A 23,915-nucleotide genomic window follows, 5' to 3' on the forward strand; every position below is an offset into this window, starting at 1 on the left:
GCGGGTTCAGGTGGCCTCGGGACGATCAGCGTCCGGGCCTATGCCGTGGCTACAATCTCAAACATGGTTCGATCCCATTAGGGGAAGGGCGGGGCCTTTAACACAGGCGTGTCGCGAGGGCCAGCAGCTCAGATTTCGCGCGCCAGTAACCGGGCGACCAGAGCGCGGGCGCCGGCCGTGACGTAGGCCCAGGTGATGTCGAAACCGTCGTCCTCGCCGAAATAGGGATCGGCCACGGCCTGACCGGCGCGGCCCTCGACGTGATCCAGCAGCAGGGACAGCTCGGCCGTGGCATCGAGCGGGGCGAGGCGGCGCAGGTTGGCCAGATTGTCGTGATCCATCGCCACCAGATGGGTGAAGCGGCGGAAGTCGGCGGGCTTCACCTGACGGCCGCGCAAGGCCGAGATGTCGACGCCGTTTTTCAACGCGACCGCCTGCGCCCGCGGGTCGGGCGGAGAGTCGACGTGCCAGCCGCCCGTGCCTGCAGAATCGGCGACCACATCCAGCTTCAGGCGAAGCGCTGCCTCACGGAAGGCCGCCTCGGCCAGCGGCGAGCGACAGATGTTGCCGAGACAGACGAAGAGGACGGAAGGGGTCATGCCCTCAAGTAGCGAAGCGGTAGGGTGACGAAAAGATCATCGCCGCCCGAACAGCTTTTCCAGATCGTGCAGCTTCAGCTCCACATAGGTCGGGCGGCCGTGGTTGCACTGGCCGGAGTGTGGCGTGGCCTCCATCTGGCGCAGCAGGGCGTTCATCTCGGGCGCCGACAGGACGCGGCCCGAGCGCACCGAGCCGTGGCAGGCCATGGTGCCGCAGACCTCGGCCATACGCTCTTTCAGCGACAGGGCGGCGCCGTGTTCGGACAGGTCGTCGGCGATGTCGCGGATCAGGCCCTGAACGTCGGTGTCGCCCAGCAGGGCGGGCGTTTCGCGCACCAGCACCGCGCCCGCGCCGAACGCTTCGACGACCAGGCCCATCTCGGCCAGTTCCTCGGCCTTGGCGGCGACGCGCTCGGCCTCGGCGGGGTCCAGTTCGACGACTTCGGGCGTCAGCAGGGCCTGACGAGTGACGGCGCCGTCGGCCATCTGGGCCTTCATCCGCTCATAGACCAGTCGTTCGTGCGCGGCGTGCTGATCGACGATGACCAGGCCGTCGCGGGTCTGGGCCACGATGTAGTTGGCGTGCAGCTGCGCCCGCGCGGCGCCCAGCGGGTAATCGATCAGATCGACCGGGGCAGGGGCGCCCGGCGTGATCTGGCCCGCGTGTTCGGCCTGGATCTCGCCCAGGGTGCGGAAGTCGGGAGCAGCGGCTTCCCCGCTCCACGTATGCTCGACGCGGGCGGAGCGTTCGTTGAGGCCCGGCAGGTTCTGGGCGGCGGCGGCCGGTTGCGACCAGCCCTGCCAGCCGCTCCAGCCCGGCGCGGCATTGCTGAACGTCTGCGGCGCGGCCGGGTTGTAGAGGGCCTCGCCCGTATGCGGGCGGAACCCTGACAGGGCGTCGGCGGCGACTGTGGTCGAGGCGCGGTGTCCCGCGGCGTGCAGGGCGTGGCGCAGGGCGCCGACGATCAGGCCGCGCACCAGCGCCGGATCGCGGAAGCGGACCTCCGCCTTGGCCGGGTGGACGTTCACGTCGACATACAGCGGGTCGATGTCGATGAAGAGGGCCGCAGCCGGGTGCCGGTCGCGCGCCAGGAAGTCGGCGTAGGCCCCGCGCAGGGCGCCCTGCAGCAGGCGGTCGCGCACCGGGCGGCCGTTGACGAACAGGAACTGGTGCGCCGCATTGCCGCGTGAATAGGTCGGCAGGCCCGCATAGCCCGACAGGCGCACGCCGTCGCGCTCCTGATCGATCAGCAGGGCGTTGGCTTCGAAGTCGCGGCCCAGCAGGGCGCCGAGGCGTTTCAGCCGTCCCTCGTCGCCGGGGTGTTCGGCGGGCAGGCGCAGGGTCGTCTTGCCGTCGAGACTAAGGGTGAAGGCAACCGCCTCATGCGCCATCGCCTGACGCTTGATCTCTTCGGAGATGGCCATGGCCTCGGCCCGCTCGGACTTCATGAACTTCAGCCGGGCAGGGGTGGCGTAGAAGAGGTCGCGCACCTCGACCCGCGCGCCGTGCGGGCCGGGGAAGGCGGCGGGCGACAGGGGCCGCTGGGCGCCGCCCTCGACGGAGATGGCCCAGGCGTCGTTCTGAGGCTGGCCGGTTTCGGCGCGCGCACGGGTCGTGATGTTCAGGCGAGCGACCGAGCCGATGGAAGGCAGGGCCTCGCCTCGGAAGCCGAGTGTGAAGATGCGCAGCAGGTCCACGTCGCCCGCATCGTCCGGCTCCAGCTTCGACGTGGCGTGGCGTTCGATGGCGACGGGCAGTTCGTCGCGGGGAATGCCCTTGCCGTCGTCGGCGATCAGGATGCGGGTCAGGCCGCCGCCGTCCGCCTGAATCTCGATGCTGCGGGCGTCGGCGTCGATGGCGTTCTCGACCAGTTCCTTGATGGCGCTGGCGGGGCGTTCGACCACCTCGCCGGCGGCGATGCGGTTGACGGTTTCGGGGGGGAGGCGACGGATGGTCATGTGAGTCGCGAGGATAGGCGCCGTCGCCTGCGGACGCACCTCAATCCTTTTTTCGTGAGGTCAAAAGCGGATTTCGTGATCGGGGGGCTTGAAGCGCGCAAATGGCAACTTATACTGTTGCAGTCCGACGGCGCGGCCGGACGGACACTCCACCTGTTTCCGGACTGTCTGTCCAGTTTTCGTTTCAACCGCCTGATTGAGGTTTCCTCTCCCATGAAGATCAAAGCCGCCCTGATCGCCGTTTCGGCCGCCGCCCTGCTGGCCGCCTGCAGCCAGCCCGCCGACACCGCCGGCGCCCCGACGACCGACGCCGCCTCGACTGCCCCGGTGGCGCTGAAGGCCACCTCGGGCGTCTATGTGATGGACCCGACCCACGCCTCGCTGCAGTGGTCGCTGCCGCATAACTCGATCTCGAACTACACGGCGCGCTTCAACAAGTTCGACGCCAAGATCACTCTGGACACCGCCAACCTGGCCAACAGCATGGTTGAGGCGACCATCGATCCGGCCTCGGTCGACGCCAACTATCAGGGCGACTATGTCGGCACCCACGCCGCCACCGGCTTCAAGAGCTGGAGCGAGGACATCGCCAAGAACAAGGTCTTCCTGAACGCCACGGCCTTCCCGCAGATCACCTTCAAGTCGACCAAGGTCGAGCTGACCGGCACGCGCACCGCCAAGGTGACGGGCGACCTGACCTTCCTGGGCGTGACCAAGCCGGTGACGCTGGACGCCACCTTCAACGGCGACCTGGAGAAGCACCCGTTCGTGCCGGCGCCGGCCATCGGCTTCTCGGCTGAAGGCAAGTTCAAGCGCACCGACTTCGGCATGGCGCTGGGCCCGGTCGGGGATGAAGTGACGATCCGTTTCGACGCCGAGTTCATCAAAGAAGTCGCCCCGGCGGCTCCGGCGGCTCCCGCCGCCTGATAGGCTGCGACACGACGAGGGGGCGGGGCCGTTCGGTCCCGCCTCTTCATATTCAGACTGACGCGAGACCTCTCATGACCCGCCGCCGCCCCAGCCGATACAGCGCCGTCGCCATCACCCTGCACTGGTTGATCGCGATCGCCATTCTGTCGATGATCCCGATGGGCTGGTGGATGAGCGACGCCATTGTCGAGCCGGACAGCCAGGCGCTGGCCTATCGCGTCTTCCAGATTCACAAGTCGATCGGCTTCCTGATCCTGGCGCTGACGGTGCTGCGCATCGTGTGGCGGCTGACGCACCCGGTTCCGGCTCTGCCCGGCGCCATGAAGGGGTGGGAGCAGTTCGCCGCGCGGGCGACGCACGCCGCCTTCTACGCCCTGATGCTGGCCTTGCCGCTGACGGGGTGGGCCTATGTCTCGACCGGCTGGGCCGTAGTCACGGACACCCCGCTGGCCGTGGCGACCAGCTGGTTCGGCCTGTTCGCCATTCCGCATCTGCCCTTCATCGAGCATGCTTCCGAAGCCGCCCGCCGCGCGACGGCGTGGATGGCCATGGGCGCGCACAGCAAGCTGGCCTGGGGCGCGATCGTGCTGGTCGCTCTGCACGTCGGAGCGGCGCTGAAGCATCAGTTCTTTGAGCGCGACGGCGTGCTGTCGCACATGATCCCGGTCCTGCCGCATGGCGACGACGCGCATGGCGGCGCGCCCGAGCCGACGCTGGCCGTCCGTTGGGCCGAGCGGCTGGCAGGCGTGGCCTTCGTGGTCGTGATCGGCGCCGCCTTCGGCCTGGCCGCCAAGCCTGCGCCCAAGACGGAAGGGCAGGCGGTCGCCTCGGCGCCTGCCGCTGCGCCTGCGGCCGACGCCGCTGTGGCGCCGGGCACGGCCGCCGCCTGGACCGTGGATAAGGCCGCTTCGAGCATCCAGTTCACCGGAACCCACACGGGCAAGGCCTTCACCGGTCGATTTGAGCAGTGGGACGCGCAAGTCTGGTTCGACCCGGCCGATCTGGCTGGATCGAAAGCCGTGGTGACGGTCCATACCGGTACGGCCAAGACCGGCGACGCCACCCAGGAAGGCAGCCTGCCGGGCGCCGAATGGTTCGACACGGCGACCTATCCGACCGCCCGCTTCGAGGCGACGGCGTTCAAGGCGCTGGGCGGGAACCGCTATGAGGCGACGGGAACCCTGCGGATCAAGGCGACGACGGTCCCGGTCGTCCTGCCCTTCACCTTCGACGAGGCGAACGGGACGGCGACGGTCGCAGGCAAGCTGGAGCTGGACCGCACGGCGCTGAACATGGGCATGGCGTCCGACGCGGGCGGCGACTGGGTGTCTAAGGCCATCGGCGTCGAGATCAAGGTGACGGCGACGCGGGCGGGGTAAGCCTCAGAACCAAAACGCCGTCATCCTCGGGCTTGACCCGAGGATCTAGCTTTCGGCGTCTCGCCGGTCTGGTGTTCGGCGCCTGACCCTCGGGTCAAGCCCGAGGGTGACGAAGAGGAGGGGCGGGGCATGAAACCCGCCTCAGCATTTGCCCGACTCCGCGCGGGGCGCTACAGCCATCGGCTCTCCCTTCCTTGAGCGCCGAAAGAGCGACGCCATGCACGATATCCGAGCCATTCGCGACAATCCCGAAGCCTTCGTTGCGGGCTGGTCGTCGCGCGGCGTGGATGACGCCGCCGATGTCGTCGCGCGCATTCTGGCGCTGGACGTCGACCTGCGCGCCGCCCAGACGCGCGGTCAGGACGCTCTGGCCAGGCGCAACGCCGCCTCCAAAGCCATCGGCGCCGCCATGGGCAAGAAGGACATGGCCGAGGCTGATCGCCTGAAGGCCGAGGTCGAGGCGCTGAAATCTGAGATTAACCAAGCTGGGCTTTACGAGGAGGTTGCTGGCGATCAGTTACGCGACCTGCTGGCCGGTCTCAAGAACCTCGCCGCCGCCGACGTGCCGAACGGCGAGGACGAGAACGACAATGTCGAAGTCCTGAAATGGGGCGAACCCCGCACGACCGGCCTGACCAAAGATCACGCCGATCTGGGCGAGGCTCTGGGCCTGCTCGACTTCGAAGCCGCCGCAAAGATGTCCGGTTCGCGCTTCGCTGTGCTGAAGGGCCAATTGGCGCGTCTGGAGCGCGCCATCGGCCAGTTCATGCTCGACCTGCAGACGGACAAGCACGGGTATCTTGAGGTTAATCCGCCGTATCTCGTCAAAGGTGATGCGATGTTCGGCACGGGGCAGCTTCCGAAATTTAAAGAAGACCTGTTTGCTTCCCCAGTTGTCGATTTTGAAACGACGAACCCTTTCACGTGGGACGATACTCAACACCCCGCGGTTCGGTTCGAAGATGGTGAAACTCAACAACGACTGAACGAAGCGGTAGAGCTAGGCGGCACTTGGACGGCTGGCGGGACGCGGCGAGGTGATGTGCTGGAACACCATGTGAAGGTGCAGCGTGATTTTTATCTCATCCCCACCGCCGAAGTCTCCCTTACCAACCTCGTGCGCGAGCAGATCCTCTCTGAGGACGAGGTCGCCCAGCCCATGCGCCTGACGGCGCTGACGCCGTGCTTTCGGGCCGAGGCCGGGTCGGCGGGGCGCGATACGCGCGGCCTGATCCGCCAGCACCAGTTCTCCAAGGTCGAGATGGTCTCCATCTGCCGCCCCGAGGATTCCGAGGCCGAGCATGAACGCATGACCGGCTGCGCCGAGGCGGTGCTGCAGGCGCTGGAGCTGCCCTATCGCAAGGTGCTGCTGTGCAAGGGCGACATGGGCTTCTCTGCGCAGAAGACCTATGACCTCGAGGTCTGGCTGCCTTCGCAGAACACCTATCGTGAGATCAGCTCCTGCTCGAACTGTGGCGACTTCCAGGCCCGGCGCATGGACGCCCGGTTCAAGCGCGCGGGCGAGAAGAAGACCGAGTTCCTGCACACCCTGAACGGCTCGGGTCTGGCGGTCGGCCGCACCCTGGTCGCGGTGATGGAGAACTATCAGCAGGAAGACGGGACCATCGCGGTTCCGCCCGCCCTGCAGCCCTATATGGGCGGACTCAAGACTGTAGGCGTGGCGTCCAACTGATGCGTATCCTTCTGACCAACGACGACGGCATCGAGGCCGAGGGCCTGGCCTGCCTGGAGAAGATCGCCCGCGCCCTATCGGACGACGTCTGGGTCGTCGCGCCGCAGACCGAGCAGTCGGCCAAGGGGCGGGGCATCACCCTGACCGAGCCGCTGCGCGTCAATCAACTGGGCGACAAGCGGTTCGCCGTGACCGGCACGCCGACCGACTGCGTCATTCTGGCCGTCAACGACATCATGCCTCAGAAGCCCGATCTGGTGCTGTCGGGCGTCAATCGCGGCCACAACGTCGGCGAGGACGTCAGCTATTCCGGCACGGTGGCGGGCGCCCTTCAGGGCATGGCCTTCGGCATCCGCTCCATCGCCCTGTCGCAGTCGCTGGAGCGTTTCCACGACGAGGCGATCGCCCACTGGGAAACGGCCGAAGCCTTTGGTCCCGGCATCGTCGCCCGTCTGCTGGAGCAGAAATGGGAGGAGGGCGTGGTCATGAACGTCAACTTCCCGCGCCTGCCGCCCGAACTGGTCAAGACGGTCGAGGTGACGCGCCAGGGCTTCCGCGACATCGGCGAGATGCACGCCATCCGCCGCACCGACCTGCGCGGCCGCGACTACTACTGGATGGCCTTCCGCGGCGCGCCGCAGGAGCACGCCGACGGCACCGACCTGCGCGCCATGGACGAGGGCCGCATCTCGGTCACGCCGCTGCATATCGACCTGACGCACATGCAGTCGGTCAATGATCTGAAGAAGGTGCTGGGCGGGGCGCCGCCCAAGGGGCCGCAGGAAAAATGAGCCTCAGGGACGACCGCGCGGGCCGATTGATCCTGTCGCTGCGGCGTCAGGGGGTGACGGACGCGCGGGTGTTGAAGGCGATGGAATCCATCGACCGAGCGGTCTTCGTCCATGAGAAATTCCTCGATCAGGCGTGGGAGGATCAGGCCCTGCCGATCGACTGCGCCCAGACGATCAGCCAGCCCTATATCGTCGGCCTGATGACCCAGGCGCTGCAGGTCGGCCCGCGCCACCGGGTGCTCGAGATCGGCACCGGCAGCGGCTATCAGTGCGCGGTCCTCAGCCGGATGGCGCGTTTCGTCTATTCGGTCGAGCGCTACAAGAGTCTCTTAAATGAGGCTGAAAACCGATTGAAAATACTCGGCATCGATAATGTCTTCACTCGCCACGGCGACGGCGGGCAGGGCTGGATGGAGCAGGCGCCGTTCGACCGCATCATGGTCACAGCCGCTTCGCCGCACGAGCCGACGGAGCTGCTGAAACAGTTGAAGCCGGGCGGCGTTCTGGTCGCGCCGGTGGGACGCACCTCGGTGCAGATGCTGAACCGCTACACGGGCCAGCCGGACGGCAGTTTCCAGCGCGAGAGCCTGTGTGAAGTCCGCTTCGTGCCGTTGGTCGAGGGTACGGCGAAAGAGGGTTGAGGAGCGAAATCTCACCGCTCCATTAACCTTTCCGCCCCACTTTCGCGCGGGTTATTGGGTTGGATTTTGCGGCGGACCGGGGCAAACCGGGTTCGAATGCTGGACAAGGTTAATACGGAGAGACGCATGAGCGGCTTCACAGGCTGGATCAGGGCGGCGGTTGTCGTCGGCGGGGCGCTGGCGGTTACAGCGTGTTCGACCTATCCGAGCGAGCCGCGTTATTCGACCCGGCCGACCACGCCGGGCGCCTATCCGCAACAGCCGGGGCAACCCCAGGGCCGGCAGCCCGGCGCCTATCCGAACAATCCCTATTACCAGGGCCCGGCGACACAGCCGCAGCAACCTGCGCCTCCGCCGTACGAGGAAGGGCCGCGTGCTCCGGCCGGCAGCATCGAGGGCGGCGGTCTGCCCCCTCCGGGCGGCCCAGCCTATCCCTCGACCGGCGCCCCGGTCACGGTGACGCCGCCCCCCGCCGCAGGCAATCCCTCGATGCCTGGCGCGACCTATGTGATCCAACCGGGCGACACCATCTCGGGCGTGGGGCGTCGTTTCCGTACGCCGGTGCAGATCCTGATCGACCTGAACGGCCTGGGGCCGCGCGGCGCGATCTCGGCTGGGCAACGCATCATCCTGCCGGACAGCGCGGTGGACGCCGGGACTGATCCTTACGCCATGGGGCCGTCGCCTGTCGGCGTGCGTACGCCGAACAGCGGCGTGGTTCCTCCGCCTCCGCCGCCGCCCAGCGGTAATGCGCCGTTGCCGCCGCCTCGCACGCCCGCTGCGGCGACGCCTGCTTCGCCGGTTCGCACGCCCTCGACGGCGGTCGGTCAACCGCTGGCCCTGCAATGGCCGGTGCGTGGTGACATCCTGCGTCGCTTCGGTCCGGTGGGGATGGGCGAGCGCAACAACGGCATCAACATCGGCGCTTCGGCCGGAACCGAGGTCAAGGCCTCGGCCGACGGCACGGTGGCCTATGTCGGCGATGACATCGTCGGGCAGGGGCTGACGGTTCTGGTCGTTCACCGCGACGGCTGGCGCACAGTCTACGGGCATCTGGGCTCGGCCACGGTGCGGGACGGGGCGCAGGTTCGGGCCGGTCAAGCCATCGGCACGGTGGGTCTGACGGCGGGTGATGGGCGTCCGTCGATCCACTATGAAGTGCGTCAGATGCGCGGCGATGATCCGGTTGCTCTGGACCCGCTGACGGTGCTTCCGCGCTGATTGCGTGAAAAGGCGTGTCCGGGCGGCGACGCCCGGATGCTCTTGTCACTGCGTCGCGTTGCAAATCGGCCCGGCGCGCCCTAGGTTCCGCGCCTTGTTTTTGATGGGCCCCCGATGAAGGCGCGGCCCGCGTCGGGGAGTTTCCAATGACTGCAACCCAAGACGGCGGCCTGATGGCCCTAGTCATCCAGATCGCGCCGATCGTCGCGATCTTCATTCTGTTCTACTTTCTGATGATCCGCCCGCAGCAAAAGCGGATGAAGGCGCATCAGGCCCTGATCGCAGGCGTCAAGCGCGGCGACGAAGTCGTCCTGTCGAACGGCATGGTCGGCAAGGTCACCCGCGTCGAGGACGCCGAGGCCATGGTCGAGATCTCGCAAGGCGTGAACGTCCGCGTGGTCAAGGCGATGATCGCCGAAGTCCGCAATCGCACCGCCATCGCAGCTAACGACAAGGGCTGATAGCCCGGTCCCTGACCTTCGCCCGAAGAGAGCCCTGACATGATTCAGCTTGCGCGCTGGAAAGTCGTCCTGGTCGTGTTGTCGCTCGTCATCGGGCTGCTGCTGGCCTTCCCGAGCATGCTCAGCCAGGAGCAGCGCGATGCGCTGCCCGGTTGGCTGCCCAAGAACGGCCTGAACCTGGGCCTCGATCTGCAGGGCGGTTCATACCTGCTGCTAGAAGTTGACGTGCCGGAGATGCGTGAAAAGCGCCTCACCAACCTGATGGAGGACGTTCGCGTCACGCTCAGGGAAGAGCAGATCAACATCGCGAGCATGCAGCGTGAAGCTGGCGGCGTCGTCGTGACCGTGGCCGAGGGCGCGTCATACGACGCCGCCTTTAACGCCCTGCGCACCATGGCTCAGCAGGGCGCAGGCGCGACCGGCCAGCCGGATCGCGTGGCGACCAAGCTGGGCGGCGGCCGTATCCGCTATGCCTTCACCGATGTGGCTCTGAACAGCATGGGAGCCACGGCAGTCGATCAGTCGATCGAGGTCGTGCGTCGTCGCCTGGACAGCTCGGGCACCAAGGAAATCTCGATCACGCGTCAGGGGGCCGACCGCATTGTGGTTCAGGCCCCGGGCCAGAGCGATCCTGCCGAGTTGGAGCGCCTGGTGGGCCGCACGGCTCAACTGACCTTCCAGATGGTGGATACCTCGCCGACGGGGCTAAACGACGCCCTGGCCGGCCGGGTGCCGCCGGACGCCCAACTGCTGACCGATGACCTTGGCACGCCTTACCTGGTCAAGAAACGCATTCTGGTCTCGGGAGAGAACCTGACCCGCGCCGGCGTCGGAACGGACCAGAACCAGCGTCCCGCCATCGACTTCCAGTTCGACGGTCAAGGCGCCCGCCGCTTCGCTGAAGCCACCGCCCAGAACCTGGGCAAGCCGTTCGCCATCATCCTGGACGGCAAGGTGATCTCAGCACCAACCATCCAGTCGGCCATCACCGGCGGCAGCGGGCAGATCACCGGCAGCTTCACCATCGCTTCGGCTTCGGAGCTTGTGAATCTTCTGAACGGCGGCGCCCTGCCGGCCCCGCTGAACGTTGAAGAACGCCGCGTCGTCACCGCCGAACTGGGCGCTGACGCCGTGTCTGCGGGCATGGTTTCGACCGTCATCGGCTTTATCCTGATCTGCGCCTTCATGATCGGTGCCTATGGCTTCCTGTTCGGCGGCGTTTCGGTGCTGGGTCTGATGCTGAACGGCATCCTGATCATCGCCGCCATGTCGCTGTTCGGCGCGACCCTGACCCTGCCCGGCATCGCCGGTCTGGTGCTGACCTTCGCCGTGGCCGTGGACGCCAACGTGCTGATCTATGAGCGGATGCGCGACGAAGCGCGGGCCGGCCGTTCGGTCATCGCCTCGATGGACGCCGGCTTCAACAAGGCCATGGGCACCATCATTGACGCCAACCTGACCACCTTGGTCGCGGCGCTGATCATGTTCATGTTCGGCGCGGGCCCCGTGCGCGGCTTCGCCTGGACGCTGACCATTGGCGTCTTCACCTCAATGTTCTCCTCGGTGATGGTCGCCCAGGTGCTGCTCGGGTATTGGCTCAAGGCCGCCAAGCCCAAGAAACTGCCGATTGCGGAGTGATGGCGATGCGTGGATGGCCCCTCATCAAACTGCTGCCGCAGAAGACGAACTTCCGGTTCGTCAAATATGCGCCCGCCGCCGGCGTGATCTCGCTGATCCTGTGCGTGGCGGCGATCGTCGGCTGCTTCTATCCAGGTCTGAACCTGGGCATCGACTTCCGCGGCGGCGCCTCGATGGAAGTGTCGAAGCCCGCCGGTCAGGTTCTGGAACTGGATCAGGTGCGCGGCGCCGTCAGCGATCTGGGGCTGGGCGACGTTCAGGTGCAAGGCATCGACAGCGCCTCCAGCGCCATCGTCCGTTTCCAGATTCCTGAAGGCGAAGGTCAGAGCGTTGTCGTCGCGCGGGTCGAGAAGGCGATCGACGACGCCGTGGGCGAGGTGAAATACTCGGGCGTCAGCGTCGTCGGCTCCAAGGTATCGGGTGAGCTGTTTACCAGCGGCCTGTTGGCGCTGGGCGCGGCCATTGTGCTGATGTTCATCTACATCTGGTTCCGGTTCGAGCCGCAGTTCGGCTTCGGCGCCCTGGCCGGACTGGTGCACGACATGGTGTTGACGTTCGGACTGATCGTGCTGTTCCGTTTCGAGTTCAGCCTGAACACCGTCGCGGCTGTCCTGACCGTTATCGGTTATTCGATGAATGATACCGTCGTCGTGTTCGACCGTCTTCGCGAGAACCTGCGCAAGTATAAGACCATGCCGCTGCGCGAGGTCATCGACCTGTCCCTGAACGAGACACTGTCGCGAACCATCATCACTGGCGTCACGGCCGTCGGCGTTCTGGCGGTGCTGGCCCTGTTCGGCGGCGAGGCCCTGTTCGGCTTCTCCATCGTGCTGATGGTCGGCATCATCATCGGCACCTATTCGTCGATCTATGTCGGCGCGCCGATCATCCTGATGTGGGGCGTGAAGCGCGGTGGTTCGGCCGACGAGGACGCTAAGCCGATCAAGTTCGGCATGGCCAGCCGCCCCTAAAAACAGGCGCGCTCGTGCTCCGTTCAAACCCGCTCTTCCAGTCAGGAGGGGCGGGTTTTTACGTTCAGGAAGGGCCGATCCGCTCATCTGGACTTGAGCCGCGAACCGCAATGGTCGATGGCCCTGCACATGAACAGTTCCGTTGATCTCGATGCTCAGGTCCGTGCGGCCGATCCCGACCGCTGGCTGTCCAGCCGGTTCGTCGCTGATGAGCAGATGCGCGCTGACCTGATCGCCCTGTACGCTTTCGAGGCCGAGCTGCTGGCCATACCCACGCGGGTCACTCAACCTCTGCTGGCCGAGATGCGCTATACGTGGTGGGCCGAGCAGATGGACGGTGCGTTCAGCGATGCGCCGCGTGTCGGCCACCCGATCCTGGAGGCTCTGACCGCCGCGGTGACGCGGCACGGCCTGTCACGCGAACCCTTTGACGCTCTGATCCAGGCGCATATCGGCCGAGTGCATGGCGAAGCGCATGATCTGGACGCCTTCTATACTGGGCCGATGCAGGTCGCGGCGCGCATTCTGGCGGGCGAGGGGCATGAGGCGGAGGTCGCCGAGGCGGGCCGTATGCGTGGCCTGGCTCAGACGGGGCGGAATGATGAGGCCAGAAATATGCGCCGGGCGGCGAACACAGCCTTGAAGGGCCTGCCGACGGCCGCCTTTCCAGCCGTGGCGCACGCGACGTTAACGCGGGCGGATGAAGCGGAGCCGTTCAAGCGGCTGCGGCTGTTCTGGGCCGTGCTGAGCGGGCGCGTCTAGACTGAGTTCAACGGCAGCTTGATGAAGCGCTTGCCTGATGCTTCGCTTGGGGGCAGGGCGCCGGCGCGGATGTTTACCTGAAGCGCGGGCAAGATCAGCTGCGGCGCCTTCAATGTGGCGTCTCGCGCCTCGCGTAGGGCGACAAAGGCGGATTCTGAGCAACCGCCGCCGATGTGGATGTTGTCGTTCTTCTGTGCGGCGACCGTTGTTTCCCAGTGAAATTCGGTGCGACCTTCGGGCAGGTAGTCGTGGCCGACGAAGACGCGTGTGTCGTCTGGCAGGCCGAGGATGCGCTGGATCGAACGATACAAGGCGCAGGCGTCGCCGCCTGGGAAATCACAGCGCGCTGTGCCGAAGTCCGGCATGAACAGAGTGTCGCCGACGAAGACCGCATCACCGATTCGATAGCTGACGCAGGCGGGCGTATGACCGGGCGTGTGCAGCACTTCGACCGGGATCGAGCCGAGCATGAAGCGCGCGCCGTCGGCGTATGTCTCGTCGAAGACTGCGCCGTCGGACGTTACGTCCACGGCGTCGAACAGGGCGCCGAAGGTTTTTTGTACGCGTGCGATCCTATCGCCGATGCCGATGGGGGCGCCGGTGCGGGTGCGGATATTATCGGCGCCTGTCAGATGGTCGGCGTGTGCGTGGGTTTCGAGGATGCGCTCAAGCCTCAAGCCGCGCACGGCGAGGACGTCGAGTACTCGCTCCACCGAAGCGGTCGATGTGCGCGCCGTAGCCGGATCATAGTCCAGCACGGGATCGATGATGATCGCCGCATTGGTCGCCGGATCCGAGACCACATAGGTCACGGTGTGGGTGGCCGGATCGAAGAAGCCGAGAACGTCAGGGCGGGCGGGAAGGCGGGTCATGGAGGTCTCCGTTCCTTTCCTAAATATTAGTTATTGCTAATTTAGCAAGATTGAATATATGAGCATCATGATCGATCTCGAAGCCATGGGGCTGGAACGTTTCCAGGCCAGCGCCGGCGACGCCGCGGGCTTGCTGAAGGCGTTGTCCAACGAAAACCGCCTGATGATCCTGTGTCAGATCGGCGAGGGCGAACGTCAGGTGTCCGATCTTCAGCTCGGCCTGTCGCAGTCGGCCCTGTCGCAGCATCTGGCGCGCCTGCGCGAGGACGGGCTGGTCAGCGCGCGCAAGAGCGGCACCGCTGTCTTCTATCGCATCGCCGATCCCGCCGCCCTGAAGGTGATCGGGGTGCTGGCCGAGATCTTTTGCCCGCCTGAGGCGCGTTGAGCGCCGCCTCCCTGACGGAGAATCCGATGAATACGCTAATCTCTTTGTCGCCCGCAGACGTCGCCGCCCGCCTGAAAGCCGGTCAGGCCGTTCTGATCGACGTACGCGAGCCGGACGAGCACGCGCGCGAACACATCGCCGGCGCTGTGGCGGCGCCTTTGTCCGCTTTCGAGGTTGCTGATCTGGGACTCGATCCCGGCAAGGACGTGATCTTCATGTGCCGCAGCGGCAATCGCACGGCCGGCAACTGCGACCGGCTGGCCGCCCGCATCGATGGCCCGGCGCATGTCCTGGCGGGCGGTCTGGATGCGTGGAAGAAGGCGGGCCTGCCGATCGTCGCCGACCGCAAGCAACCGCTGGAGCTGATGCGTCAGGTGCAGATGGCGGCGGGCGGGCTGATCCTGGCGGGCGGGGCGCTGGGCGTCATGGTCCACCCCGGCTTCTGGGGGATCAGCGCCTTTGTCGGGGCGGGCCTGTTCGTAGCGGGGGCGACCGGCTTCTGCGGCATGGCGCGTCTGCTGGCGGTCATGCCCTGGAACCGCCGGATGAAACGGGCCTAGGGCTCCAACGCGCCGATCAGCCGAGCGAGCAGGGCGCTCAGCGCGGCCTGCTCCTCGCGCGACAGGCCGGCCAGCATGGCCTGGCTTTCAGCCATGTGCAGGGGCATCAGGCCGTCGATCAGGTCGAAGCCCTTGGGTGTAAGCCTGACCAACGAGGCGCGGCGGTCGCTGGGGTGGGGCGTGCGCTCGATCAGGCCGGATTTCTGCAGCCGGTCCAGCCGCGCCGTCATGCCGCCGGACGACATCATCGTCGCCTCATAGAGGGCCGTCGGCGTCAGCCCGTCCGGCGAGGGCGCGCGGCGCAGGGTGGCCAGGACATCGAACTCGCCATGCTGCAGCCCATGGCGGGCGTAGAGCGGTGCCTGCCGCTCACGCGTCACCAGAATCGAGGCCTCGTGCAGACGCCCCAGCGTCTCCATCGCCAGCAGGTCGAGGTCGGGACGCGCGACCGCCCATTGGGCGGCGGCGCGAGAAGCGCGATCGGTCATTGTCTTGACATCAAGATACTTGATAGCGAGACAATATCGCCTTTCGCAGCCGGAGTCACCTCGGATGGATCAGTCGAACGCCCCGCAACCGTCGCGCGGCGCGGGTCTGCTGCTGATCGCGGCCATCTTCGCCCTGGCGCTGAACCTGCGCCCGGCGATGGCGGCGGTCGGGCCGCTGCTGGATCTGATCGAAGCGGCGACCGGCATGGATTCGACCACGGCCAGCCTGCTGACCACCCTGCCGGTGGCGATGATCGGCGTCGGCGCTCTGTCGATCCGGCCGCTGCGGCGACGTCTGGGCGAGCGCAAGGGCATCCTGTTGGGCGCGGTGCTCATCGGCCTGGCCTGTCTGGCGCGAGCGGTTTTCGACGGGACGGCCGGGCTGATCGCCAGCGCCGTCGTGGTCGGCGTCGGCGTGGCCTTGATCCAGGCCCTGGCGCCCGTTGTCATCAAGCGGGCCTTCCCGACACGTTTCGGCACGGTCATGGGCGTCTATACGACCGGCATCATGGGCGGGGCGGCCGTGGCGGCGGCGACGGCGGCAGGCTTGGCGGGAGCCGTCGGTTGGGCCGGGGCGCTGGCGCTATGGGCGGTCCCGGCCTTCCTGGCGGCGGTCGTCTGGATCATCGCCGCGCGCGACCCGGCGGCCGAGGAGCCGAACCGCGCCGTGGTAGCTGAAGGAACCCACCCCGAGGTTCCGTTCTGGAAACAGCCCAGGGCGTGGGCGCTGGTTCCGATTCTGGGGCTGGGCACCTCGGCCTATACGCTCGTGCTGGCCTGGCTGCCGCCTTATTACGTCGACATGGGACAGGCGCGCGCGACGGCGGGCTTCCTGCTCAGCGGCATGACGGGCGCCGAGGTCGCGGCGGGCGTGCTGGTGTCCCTGTTCATCGCGCGTTTTCCCGACCGGCGTGGGCCGATGCTGGCGGCCGTGGCTCTGGCGTTGATCGGTCTGGCGGGATTGGTGCTGACCCCCGTCAGTCTGGCGGTTCCGGTCATGCTGTTGCTGGGTCTGGGGATCGGCGCGGTGTTTCCGCTGACCCTGATCCTGGCCATGGATCAGATCGACGATCCGGTGCGCTCAGGCGATCTGCTCGCCTTCGTTCAGGGGGGCGGCTACATCATCGCCAGCCTGTCGCCGCTGGCGGCCGGGCTGCTGCGCGACCGCCTGTCGGACCTCAGCCAGGCCTGGATGCTGATGGGACTGGGCCTCGTCGCCATGGCGGCTATGACCCTGGCCTTCAAGCCTGGCGGCGCGAAGCTGCGTTAGGCCGCCGTGTCGCGCCAGGCCTTCAGAGCGTCCATGGCCCGGATGCTCTGCAGGCGCTTCTTGGCGCGGCCGCGCTCCTTGGGATGGATGCGCTTGCCGTCCTCATCGACCTTGGGCGCCTCCAGCGGCGGCAGCAGGCCGTAGTTGATGTTCATCGGCTGGAACTTCGAACCTTCCAGGTGTCCGCCGGTGATGTGCTCCACCAGGGCGCCCATGGCGGTTTCCGGCGGCGGGGGCGCCAGGTCGCGGCCTAGCGCCTGAGCGGCGGCCAGGCGGCCGGTCAGCAGGCCCATGGCCGCGCTCTCGACATAGCCCTCGACCCCCGTCACCTGGCCGGCGAAACGCAGGCGTGGAAGGGCCTTCAGCCGCATCTGCTTGTCCAGCAGCTTGGGGCTGTTCAGGAAGGTGTTGCGGTGCAGGCCGCCCAGACGCGCGAACTGGGCGTTCTCCAGGCCGGGGATCATGCGGAAGACGTCGGTCTGAGCGCCGTATTTCAGCTTGGTCTGGAAGCCGACCATGTTGAACAGGGTGCCCAGCGCATTGTCCTGGCGCAGTTGGACGATGGCGTAGGGCTTGACCGTCGGATTGTGCTGATTGGTCAGGCCGACCGGCTTCATCGGGCCGTGGCGCAGGGTTTCGCGGCCGCGCTCGGCCATGACCTCGATCGGCAGGCAGCCGTCGAAATAGGGGACGTTCTCCCACTCCTTGAACTCGGCCTTCGGACCGCCCAGCAGGGCGTCGATGAAGGCTTCGTATTGGGCCTTGTCCATCGGGCAGTTGACGTAGGCCGCCGCGTCGCCGCCGGGGCCTTCCTTGTCATAGCGCGACTGGCGCCAGGCCACGTCGAAGTCGATGCTGTCGGCGTGCAGGATCGGCGCGATGGCGTCGAAGAAGCTGAGGCTTTCTTCGCCCGTCGCCTTCAGGATGGCGTCGGCTAGGGCGGGCGAGGTCAGCGGGCCGGTGGCGACGATGACGTTGTCCCAGTCTTCCGGCGGAATGCCCGCGATCTCCTCGCGCACGATGGTCACGAGGGGGTGAGCTTCCAGCTTGGCCGTGACAGCATCCGAGAAGCCGATGCGGTCGACCGCCAGGGCGCCGCCCGCCGGCACTTGATTGGCGTCGCCCGAAGCCATGATCAGGCTGTCCAGCGCCCGCATCTCGGCGTGCAGCAGGCCGACGGCGTTGTACTCCCAATCGTCCGACCGGAAGGAGTTGGAGCAGACCAGCTCGGCCAGGCCCGTGGTGTGGTGGGCGTCGGTGCGCACCTGCTCCGGCTCGTCCCGACGCATTTCGTGCAGGATGACGGGCACGCCCGCTTGGGCGATCTGCCAGGCCGCTTCGGATCCGGCGAGACCTCCGCCGATGACGTGGACGGGACGGGGAGAGGAGGACGTGTTCGACATGGCGGCCTAATAGCCGTCCGCCGTGGTCCTGTCATGCACCTGTGCGGCGTCATGCGGGCGGGGTGTCGTGGCGGCGGTTTCCCCCTATAGAAAACGGCGGAGGCTGTTCATGACCCAGGGATTCTTGATAGGCGATGCGCTGACGGACGGATTTCGTCTGATCGGGCGCAAACCGCTCAACGTGATGGCCTGGGGGATTCTGCTGACCCTGCCGGTGTTGCTGTCGGCGTTACTGGTCATCGACATGATCGCTTCGATCGGCGTCGATGCGATGGCCGCTGAGGAGCCGGGACCAGAGGCGTTCGCCGCCATCATGCGGGTACAGGCGCTCTCGGGGCTGCTGAATCTGTCGCAGATGTGCATCTATGTGCTGGTGATCGCGGCGGTCTGCCGGGCGGTGCTGTGGCCTGGACGGGCGCCGGGCCGCATTTTCGATCTTCGAGTCGGCATGGACGAGGCGCGGGTGGCGGTGGCCTGTGTGGCCATCATGATCGGTTGCTACGGAGTTCTGTTCGTCATCCTGCTGCTGGCCTTCGCCTTTGGCGCGGCGCTGTGGATGGTGTCCGAGGCCGCGGCGATGAGCCTGGGCGTCATTGTCGGTCTGGGGGGCCTGGTCGGCGTGGCCTGGGCGGCGCTGAGGGCGTCGATGATCATCCCGGCCAGCGTGGGGCTGAAGGACTTCGCCTTTGTCGACGGCTGGCGTTTGACGAAGGGACGAGTCGCGCCGTTGCTGGGGCTGGCCGTAACGACGTTTCTGCTGGCTGTGCTCGTTCAGGTCCTGATTGTGACGATCGTCGCTGTCGTAGTGTTTGCGATCAGCATTCCCTTCTGGTCGCAATTGCTTGCCTGGGTTGAGGGGATGGCGGCCGGTGCGGCGCCGCAGCTCAACGCCGGCGTCGTCATGGCTGTGAGCCTGGCCCTGTTTCCCGTGATTGCGGCCTACTATGGTGTGATCACCGTGATCATGACCGCGCCCTGGGTTTCGGCCTGTCGTCAGATGCTGGATGCGAAGGCACGGGACGAAACTTCCGTCGCCGCGTTAAGCTGAACAGGAATCGTGAGGAGCAGCATGAGTTTCAACGCCACCGAATCCGCCTTTGAGGGCTTCCGTCTGGCGCGCCGCGCGCCGCTGGCCATCCTGGCCTGGGCCGCAGCCTATGTGATCTTTTTCGCCGTCTTCTTCGCTGTCGCGGGCGGCAGTCTGATCAACGTCGTCACCTTGGCTGAACAACTCCAGCAGAGCGCCGAGCCGTCGATGGAGGAGATGGCGACCATAATGCGGGCCTATGGGGCGCTGATGTTCCTGGCCTTGCCCCTGTCGATGTTGTTCAGCGCCGTGCTGAGCACGGGGGTGGCTCGCGCCGTCATTCGTTCCGAGGACGGCCGTTTCGGCTATCTGCGTCTGGGCCTGGATGAACTGCGGATTCTGGCGGCGATGCTGGCGGTTGGATTGCTGATGCTGGGTGTGACGGCGGGCGGCATGGGCGTGGCCGGCGTGCTGGGCGGCCTGGCTGCGGAGACCAGCGCACCGGTGTTGATCCTGCCGGCGGTGCTGGTTGGGTTGGCGACGGTCGGCGTCTCGATTTGGCTAGCCGTTCGTCTGAGTCTGGTTGTGCCGATCAGCTTCGCCGAGCGAAGGATCGCCCTTAAGGAAAGCTGGGTCATGAGCAAGGGGCGCTTCTGGCCGCTGCTGGGCATGGCGGTGTTGGCGGGCGTCATGTCCATGCTGGTGGGACTGCTGGGCTCCATTGTCATCGCGCCGCTGAATCTGATCTTCGGCGGTCTGGAGAGTCTGGCGGGGGCGGAGACGACCAATGTCGCCACGCTGCTCGTGAAGTTCTGGCCAGCTCTGTTGGTGTGGGGCGTGGTCAACGCCCTGCTGTCGGCGGCGCAGGCGGCTATCATCTATGCGCCGTTCTCGGCCGCCTATCTGGGCATCAAGGGCGTGCCGCAGACTTGATCGGACGCCGCCGTTGGAAATGAAAACGCCGCGCTCCGACAGGGGCGCGGCGTTTCTTTTGGATCTGACCATCACACTCCGCTCATCCCGGCGGACGCCGGGATCCAGTGCTTTGGCTTCAGGGCGCGGCGCCTGACTCACAGATTGCCGACTGGCGCTCTCACTGGGCCCCGGCGTCCGCCGGGGTGAGCGGATTGGAAGTAGTTCAGGCGCTCTTGCGGGCCTTGGCGCGCTTAGACGGAGCGGAATCGGCGGTCAGGGCGGCGACGCGGCCCTTGCGGCGTTCTTCGTGCCGGTCCAGCACCTCCTTCAGGTAACGGCCGGTCCAGCTGGCGGGGTTCTCGGCGACCTGTTCCGGCGTACCGACGGCGACGATCTCGCCCCCGCCGTCGCCGCCTTCGGGGCCGAAGTCCAGCAGGTGGTCGGCCACCTTGATGACGTCGAGGTTGTGCTCGATCACCACGATGGTGTTGCCGTTCTCGACCAACTCCTGAAGCACCTCCAGCAGCTTGCGCGTGTCCTCGAAATGCAGGCCGGTCGTCGGCTCGTCCAGGATGTAGAGCGTCTTGCCGGTCGCCCGTTTCGACAGTTCCTTCGACAGCTTTACCCGCTGCGCCTCGCCGCCGGACAGGGTGGTGGCGGGCTGGCCGACCTTGACGTAGCCGAGGCCTACGCGCTCCAGCGTCAGCATCTTGTCGCGGATCGACGGCACGGCATTGAAGAAGCGCGCCGCCTCTTCAACCGTCATATCCAGAACGTCAGATATGCTCTTGCCTTTGAATACGATTTCCAGCGTCTCGCGGTTGTAACGCTTGCCCTTGCAGACGTCGCAGGTGACGTAGACGTCGGGCAGGAAGTGCATCTCGATCTTAATGACGCCGTCGCCCTGACAGGCCTCGCAGCGGCCGCCCTTGACGTTGAAGCTGAAGCGGCCGGGGCCATAGCCGCGCGCCTTGGCCTCGGGCAGGCCCGCGTACCAGTCGCGGATGGGCCCAAAGGCGCCGGTGTAGGTCGCCGGGTTCGAGCGCGGGGTGCGGCCGATCGGCGACTGGTCGATGTCGATGACCTTGTCGAAATGCTCCAGCCCCTCGATGCGGTCGAAGGGAGCGGGGGCGTCGGACGCATTGTTCAGACGCCGCGCGGCGGCCTTGTAGAGCGTCTCGATGGTGAAGGTCGACTTGCCGCCGCCCGAGACGCCGGTAATGCAGGTGAAGACGCCGACCGGGATCTCGCCCGTGACGTTCTTCAGGTTGTTGCCTGTGGCGCCCGAGACCTTGAGCATCCGCTTGCGGTCGATCGGGCGGCGGCCTTCGGGCGGCAGTTCGATCTCGCGCGCGCCGGTCAGATACTGGCCGGTCAGAGAGTTGGGGTTGGCCATGACCTCGGCGGGCGTGCCCTCAGCGCAGACCGTGCCGCCGTGGACCCCGGCGGCCGGACCCATGTCGATGACATAGTCGGCCGTCAGAATGGCTTCCTCATCGTGCTCGACCACCAGCACCGAGTTGCCGAGATCACGCAGCCCCTTCAGGCTGTCCAGCAGACGGGTGTTGTCGCGCTGGTGCAGGCCGATGGACGGTTCGTCCAGAACATAGAGGACGCCAGTCAGGCCCGATCCGATCTGCGACGCCAGCCGGATGCGCTGGCTCTCGCCGCCCGACAGGGTGCCGGAACTGCGCGACAGGTTTAGATAGTCCAGCCCGACGTTGTTCAGGAAACGCAGCCGGTCGGTGATCTCTTTCAGGATGCGCCGGGCGATCTCGATCTGCTTTTCGGTCAGAGCGTCTTCCAGCGTCGAGAACCACAGGAAGGCCTTGGAGATCGACAGGTTGGAGATGTCGGCGATGTCTTCGCCCCCAACCTTGACCGCCAGCGCCTCGGGCTTCAGGCGCTTGCCGCCGCAGACCTCGCACGGCGTTTCGGACTGATAGCGGCCCAGCTCCTCGCGCACCCAGGCGCTGTCGGTCTCGCGCCAGCGGCGCTCAAGGTTCGGCAGCACGCCCTCGAACGGCTTGGAGACCTCGTATTTGCGGGCGTTGTCGTCATAGACGAACTTGATCTTGTCGCCGCCCGAGCCGCGCAGGATGACGCTCTGCGCCTTCTCCGGCAGGTCGCGCCACGCCTTGTCCATCGAGAAGCCGTAGTGCAGGGCCAGCGACTGCAGCGTCTGCGTATAGAGGGGCGAGGGGCCGCGCGCCCACGGCGCCACCGCGCCCTTGTGCAAGGTCTTGTCGCGGTCGGGGATCACCAGGTCGGCGTCGAAAGCCAGCTTGACCCCCAGGCCGTCACAGGCCGGACAGGCGCCGAAGGGGTTGTTGAACGAGAACAGCCGAGGCTCGATCTCGCTGATGGTGAAGCCCGAAACGGGGCAGGCGAACTTTTCGGAGAAGACGATCCGGCGCGGCTCTTCGCCTTCGGGCGCGCTGGCCCATTCCGCCGTGGCGATCCCCTCAGCCAGACCCAGTGCGGTCTGGATGCTGTCGGCGTATCTTGGCTCAAGACCTTCTTTAGTTACAATGCGATCGACGACGATATCGATGTCATGCTTGAATTTTTTGTCGAGCGCGGGGGCGTCCTCGATGGCGTAGAACTCGCCGTCGATCTTCAGCCGCTGGAAGCCCTGCCGCTGCCACTCGGCCATTTCCTTCTTGTACTCGCCCTTGCGGCCGCGAACGACCGGGGCCAGGAGCAGGATACGCTCGCCGTCGGGCAGGGCGGTCAGCTTGTCGACCATCTGGCTGACGGTCTGGCTCTCGATCGGCAGGCCGGTGGCGGGCGAATAGGGAATACCCACGCGCGCCCAAAGCAAGCGCATGTAGTCGTGGATTTCCGTGACCGTGCCGACGGTCGAGCGCGGGTTCTTCGACGTCGTCTTCTGCTCGATGGAGATGGCCGGGGACAGGCCCTCGATCAGGTCCACGTCCGGCTTGCCCATCAGCTCCAGGAACTGGCGCGCATAGGCCGACAGGCTTTCGACATAGCGGCGCTGGCCCTCGGCATAGATGGTGTCGAACGCCAACGAGGATTTGCCCGACCCGGACAGGCCGGTCATGACCACCAGCTGCTCGCGCGGAATGTCGAGATCGACGCCTTTGAGGTTGTGCTCGCGGGCGCCGCGAACGCGAATGAAGTTGTGCTTTTCGGTCATGGAATCCGGGAACGCGGAAGACCCCGGAACGGTCCGGGGCGACGACGCTATATGGGGATCAATTCGCCGGAAACAGCAAGAACAATATGAGAACTTCTAGTCTGCTTCAGGCGTCCACGGCGTTTCCGGGCGGCGGTAGCGTTCACCGGGACCGACCAGGACGCCGTTGGCGTTGGCGACGCCCAGCTCAAGGCTTTCGGCGATGCGGTGCGCGCGGACGATGAAGTGTTCGGCGGCGACGGGCGGGCATAGTTCGCGGGCGGTGGCTTCGAACAGCCCCAGCCAGCGGTCGAAATGGCGGGCGTCGACGGGCAGGGGCAGGTGTTTCGGCATGGGCCGCCCCTGATAGACGCCGGTCGACAGGGCGACCGACGACCAGAACAGCTTCATCTGCTCCAGATGCGGACCCCAGTCGTCGATGCGGGCGTCGAAGATCGGGCCGATGACGTCGTCTTCGCGCACCTTGGCGTAGAAGCCCTCGACCAGGGCGTCGATCATGGCTTCGTCGATACCGGTCTCGGCGCGGATGCGGGCGACGGCGGCTTCGCGACGGGCGGCGGCTTCGGCTCGATCCGGTGCGGGACGATCGATGCGGAAGGCGACGGGACGGTCGGGCGTGCTCATGTCGGGAAGATAGGAGGCGACGACGACGAAGGCCATGACGCCGATTGTCCAAGGCGGCGGTTCTCGCTGCATTGCGAAAGCTGCGCCGCAAATTGGGGGTTGCGTTACGAAACGTCCGTCCCCATCCTTCACTCGGCCAACGTATCAGTGAGGAGGCGCGACG

22 protein-coding genes are annotated in these 23,915 nt (G+C 66.4%); 15 read left to right on the forward strand and 7 right to left on the reverse strand.

Translation table 11 applies throughout. From position 1 onward, the window contains the following. Positions 1-128: 128 nt before the first annotated feature. Both EGK63_RS05100 and mutL read right to left on the reverse strand, forming a co-directional pair. Positions 129-599, reverse strand: a complete 471-nt coding sequence (locus EGK63_RS05100; RefSeq protein WP_125900225.1) for a low molecular weight protein-tyrosine-phosphatase — start codon at positions 597-599, stop codon at positions 129-131. A 36-nt stretch (positions 600-635) separates the two neighbouring features. Further along, positions 636-2,558 (reverse strand): DNA mismatch repair endonuclease MutL, encoded by a 1,923-nt coding sequence (gene mutL, locus EGK63_RS05105; RefSeq protein WP_125900226.1) that lies wholly within the window; start codon positions 2,556-2,558, stop codon positions 636-638. Positions 2,559-2,771: 213 nt separating this feature from the next. Here mutL and EGK63_RS05110 point away from each other — a divergent pair, with 213 nt between their 5' ends. The 10 genes from EGK63_RS05110 (at position 2,772) to EGK63_RS05155 (ending at position 13,045) form a co-directional block, all read left to right on the forward strand. Continuing rightward, positions 2,772-3,485, forward strand: coding sequence for a YceI family protein (locus tag EGK63_RS05110; RefSeq protein ID WP_125900227.1), 714 nt, complete (start codon positions 2,772-2,774; stop codon positions 3,483-3,485). 74 nt (positions 3,486-3,559) lie between these two features. After that, the gene (locus EGK63_RS05115; protein ID WP_125900228.1) at positions 3,560-4,867 is read left to right on the forward strand and encodes a YceI family protein; all 1,308 of its coding nucleotides are present in this window, start codon (positions 3,560-3,562) and stop codon (positions 4,865-4,867) included. A 217-nt stretch (positions 4,868-5,084) separates the two neighbouring features. Continuing rightward, positions 5,085-6,560, forward strand: a complete 1,476-nt coding sequence (gene serS, locus EGK63_RS05120; protein WP_125900229.1) for a serine--tRNA ligase — start codon at positions 5,085-5,087, stop codon at positions 6,558-6,560. Beyond that, positions 6,560-7,351, forward strand: a complete 792-nt coding sequence (gene surE, locus EGK63_RS05125; protein WP_125900230.1) for a 5'/3'-nucleotidase SurE — start codon at positions 6,560-6,562, stop codon at positions 7,349-7,351. Before serS ends, surE begins: the two co-directional genes overlap by 1 nt. Then, positions 7,348-7,992, forward strand: a complete 645-nt coding sequence (locus EGK63_RS05130) for a protein-L-isoaspartate(D-aspartate) O-methyltransferase (protein ID WP_125900231.1) — start codon at positions 7,348-7,350, stop codon at positions 7,990-7,992. The genes surE and EGK63_RS05130 overlap by 4 nt, the downstream gene beginning before the upstream one ends. A gap of 126 nt (positions 7,993-8,118) precedes the next feature. Beyond that, the gene (locus EGK63_RS05135) at positions 8,119-9,213 is read left to right on the forward strand and encodes a peptidoglycan DD-metalloendopeptidase family protein (protein ID WP_125900232.1); all 1,095 of its coding nucleotides are present in this window, start codon (positions 8,119-8,121) and stop codon (positions 9,211-9,213) included. A 146-nt stretch (positions 9,214-9,359) separates the two neighbouring features. Continuing rightward, a complete protein-coding gene (gene yajC, locus EGK63_RS05140; protein WP_003165259.1) occupies positions 9,360-9,674 on the forward strand; it encodes a preprotein translocase subunit YajC in 315 nt (104 codons plus the stop codon). Positions 9,675-9,713: 39 nt separating this feature from the next. Next, positions 9,714-11,312, forward strand: coding sequence for a protein translocase subunit SecD (secD, locus tag EGK63_RS05145; protein ID WP_125900233.1), 1,599 nt, complete (start codon positions 9,714-9,716; stop codon positions 11,310-11,312). Next, the gene (secF, locus tag EGK63_RS05150) at positions 11,312-12,283 is read left to right on the forward strand and encodes a protein translocase subunit SecF (protein WP_125900234.1); all 972 of its coding nucleotides are present in this window, start codon (positions 11,312-11,314) and stop codon (positions 12,281-12,283) included. The genes secD and secF overlap by 1 nt, the downstream gene beginning before the upstream one ends. Positions 12,284-12,412: 129 nt before the next feature. Next, the gene (locus tag EGK63_RS05155) at positions 12,413-13,045 is read left to right on the forward strand and encodes a squalene/phytoene synthase family protein (protein WP_125900235.1); all 633 of its coding nucleotides are present in this window, start codon (positions 12,413-12,415) and stop codon (positions 13,043-13,045) included. Here the strand turns inward: EGK63_RS05155 and EGK63_RS05160 are convergent. Beyond that, positions 13,042-13,917, reverse strand: coding sequence for an MBL fold metallo-hydrolase (locus EGK63_RS05160; protein ID WP_125900236.1), 876 nt, complete (start codon positions 13,915-13,917; stop codon positions 13,042-13,044). The genes EGK63_RS05155 and EGK63_RS05160 overlap by 4 nt on opposite strands. Positions 13,918-13,984: 67 nt before the next feature. On the opposite strand from EGK63_RS05160, the gene EGK63_RS05165 reads away from it, so the two are divergent. Both EGK63_RS05165 and EGK63_RS05170 read left to right on the forward strand, forming a co-directional pair. Next, on the forward strand, positions 13,985-14,302 hold the full coding sequence (locus tag EGK63_RS05165; RefSeq protein WP_125900237.1) for a helix-turn-helix transcriptional regulator: 318 nt from the start codon (positions 13,985-13,987) through the stop codon (positions 14,300-14,302). A gap of 26 nt (positions 14,303-14,328) precedes the next feature. Next, positions 14,329-14,862 carry a rhodanese family protein gene (locus EGK63_RS05170; RefSeq protein WP_125900238.1) on the forward strand — a complete coding sequence of 178 codons (534 nt, stop codon included), beginning with the start codon at positions 14,329-14,331 and terminating at the stop codon, positions 14,860-14,862. Here EGK63_RS05170 and EGK63_RS05175 read toward each other — a convergent pair. Then, the gene (locus EGK63_RS05175) at positions 14,859-15,350 is read right to left on the reverse strand and encodes a MarR family winged helix-turn-helix transcriptional regulator (RefSeq protein ID WP_125900239.1); all 492 of its coding nucleotides are present in this window, start codon (positions 15,348-15,350) and stop codon (positions 14,859-14,861) included. The two genes, EGK63_RS05170 and EGK63_RS05175, sit on opposite strands and share 4 nt — an antisense overlap. A gap of 64 nt (positions 15,351-15,414) precedes the next feature. On the opposite strand from EGK63_RS05175, the gene EGK63_RS05180 reads away from it, so the two are divergent. Beyond that, positions 15,415-16,620, forward strand: a complete 1,206-nt coding sequence (locus tag EGK63_RS05180; RefSeq protein WP_125900240.1) for an MFS transporter — start codon at positions 15,415-15,417, stop codon at positions 16,618-16,620. On the opposite strand, the gene trmFO is transcribed toward EGK63_RS05180, so the two are convergent. Continuing rightward, entirely contained in the window at positions 16,617-18,023 is a 1,407-nt protein-coding gene (gene trmFO, locus EGK63_RS05185; protein ID WP_125900241.1) for a methylenetetrahydrofolate--tRNA-(uracil(54)-C(5))-methyltransferase (FADH(2)-oxidizing) TrmFO, read from the reverse strand. The genes EGK63_RS05180 and trmFO overlap by 4 nt on opposite strands. 109 nt (positions 18,024-18,132) lie before the next feature. Here trmFO and EGK63_RS05190 point away from each other — a divergent pair, with 109 nt between their 5' ends. Beyond that, the gene (locus tag EGK63_RS05190; RefSeq protein ID WP_125900242.1) at positions 18,133-19,071 is read left to right on the forward strand and encodes a hypothetical protein; all 939 of its coding nucleotides are present in this window, start codon (positions 18,133-18,135) and stop codon (positions 19,069-19,071) included. A gap of 21 nt (positions 19,072-19,092) precedes the next feature. Further along, positions 19,093-19,983 (forward strand): hypothetical protein, encoded by an 891-nt coding sequence (locus tag EGK63_RS05195; protein WP_125900243.1) that lies wholly within the window; start codon positions 19,093-19,095, stop codon positions 19,981-19,983. Positions 19,984-20,188: 205 nt separating this feature from the next. On the opposite strand, the gene uvrA is transcribed toward EGK63_RS05195, so the two are convergent. Both uvrA and EGK63_RS05205 read right to left on the reverse strand, forming a co-directional pair. Beyond that, the gene (gene uvrA / locus EGK63_RS05200; protein ID WP_125900244.1) at positions 20,189-23,128 is read right to left on the reverse strand and encodes an excinuclease ABC subunit UvrA; all 2,940 of its coding nucleotides are present in this window, start codon (positions 23,126-23,128) and stop codon (positions 20,189-20,191) included. 96 nt (positions 23,129-23,224) lie between these two features. Beyond that, on the reverse strand, positions 23,225-23,788 hold the full coding sequence (locus EGK63_RS05205) for a group III truncated hemoglobin (RefSeq protein WP_243637582.1): 564 nt from the start codon (positions 23,786-23,788) through the stop codon (positions 23,225-23,227). Between the last annotated feature and the right edge of the window lie 127 nt (positions 23,789-23,915).

Source organism: Brevundimonas sp. 357, from assembly GCF_003938605.1.
In the GTDB taxonomy this organism is placed as follows: Bacteria; Pseudomonadota; Alphaproteobacteria; order Caulobacterales; family Caulobacteraceae; genus Brevundimonas.

Coding starts and splice junctions, on each gene's coding strand:
- EGK63_RS05100 (WP_125900225.1), bottom strand. CDS start 599: ATGACCCCTTCCGTCCTCTTCGTCTGTCTCGGCAACATCTGTCGCTCG.
- mutL (WP_125900226.1), bottom strand. CDS start 2,558: ATGACCATCCGTCGCCTCCCCCCCGAAACCGTCAACCGCATCGCCGCC.
- EGK63_RS05110 (WP_125900227.1), top strand. CDS start 2,772: ATGAAGATCAAAGCCGCCCTGATCGCCGTTTCGGCCGCCGCCCTGCTG.
- EGK63_RS05115 (WP_125900228.1), top strand. CDS start 3,560: ATGACCCGCCGCCGCCCCAGCCGATACAGCGCCGTCGCCATCACCCTG.
- serS (WP_125900229.1), top strand. CDS start 5,085: ATGCACGATATCCGAGCCATTCGCGACAATCCCGAAGCCTTCGTTGCG.
- surE (WP_125900230.1), top strand. CDS start 6,560: ATGCGTATCCTTCTGACCAACGACGACGGCATCGAGGCCGAGGGCCTG.
- EGK63_RS05130 (WP_125900231.1), top strand. CDS start 7,348: ATGAGCCTCAGGGACGACCGCGCGGGCCGATTGATCCTGTCGCTGCGG.
- EGK63_RS05135 (WP_125900232.1), top strand. CDS start 8,119: ATGAGCGGCTTCACAGGCTGGATCAGGGCGGCGGTTGTCGTCGGCGGG.
- yajC (WP_003165259.1), top strand. CDS start 9,360: ATGACTGCAACCCAAGACGGCGGCCTGATGGCCCTAGTCATCCAGATC.
- secD (WP_125900233.1), top strand. CDS start 9,714: ATGATTCAGCTTGCGCGCTGGAAAGTCGTCCTGGTCGTGTTGTCGCTC.
- secF (WP_125900234.1), top strand. CDS start 11,312: ATGGCGATGCGTGGATGGCCCCTCATCAAACTGCTGCCGCAGAAGACG.
- EGK63_RS05155 (WP_125900235.1), top strand. CDS start 12,413: ATGAACAGTTCCGTTGATCTCGATGCTCAGGTCCGTGCGGCCGATCCC.
- EGK63_RS05160 (WP_125900236.1), bottom strand. CDS start 13,917: ATGACCCGCCTTCCCGCCCGCCCTGACGTTCTCGGCTTCTTCGATCCG.
- EGK63_RS05165 (WP_125900237.1), top strand. CDS start 13,985: ATGATCGATCTCGAAGCCATGGGGCTGGAACGTTTCCAGGCCAGCGCC.
- EGK63_RS05170 (WP_125900238.1), top strand. CDS start 14,329: ATGAATACGCTAATCTCTTTGTCGCCCGCAGACGTCGCCGCCCGCCTG.
- EGK63_RS05175 (WP_125900239.1), bottom strand. CDS start 15,350: ATGACCGATCGCGCTTCTCGCGCCGCCGCCCAATGGGCGGTCGCGCGT.
- EGK63_RS05180 (WP_125900240.1), top strand. CDS start 15,415: ATGGATCAGTCGAACGCCCCGCAACCGTCGCGCGGCGCGGGTCTGCTG.
- trmFO (WP_125900241.1), bottom strand. CDS start 18,023: ATGTCGAACACGTCCTCCTCTCCCCGTCCCGTCCACGTCATCGGCGGA.
- EGK63_RS05190 (WP_125900242.1), top strand. CDS start 18,133: ATGACCCAGGGATTCTTGATAGGCGATGCGCTGACGGACGGATTTCGT.
- EGK63_RS05195 (WP_125900243.1), top strand. CDS start 19,093: ATGAGTTTCAACGCCACCGAATCCGCCTTTGAGGGCTTCCGTCTGGCG.
- uvrA (WP_125900244.1), bottom strand. CDS start 23,128: ATGACCGAAAAGCACAACTTCATTCGCGTTCGCGGCGCCCGCGAGCAC.
- EGK63_RS05205 (WP_243637582.1), bottom strand. CDS start 23,788: ATGGCCTTCGTCGTCGTCGCCTCCTATCTTCCCGACATGAGCACGCCC.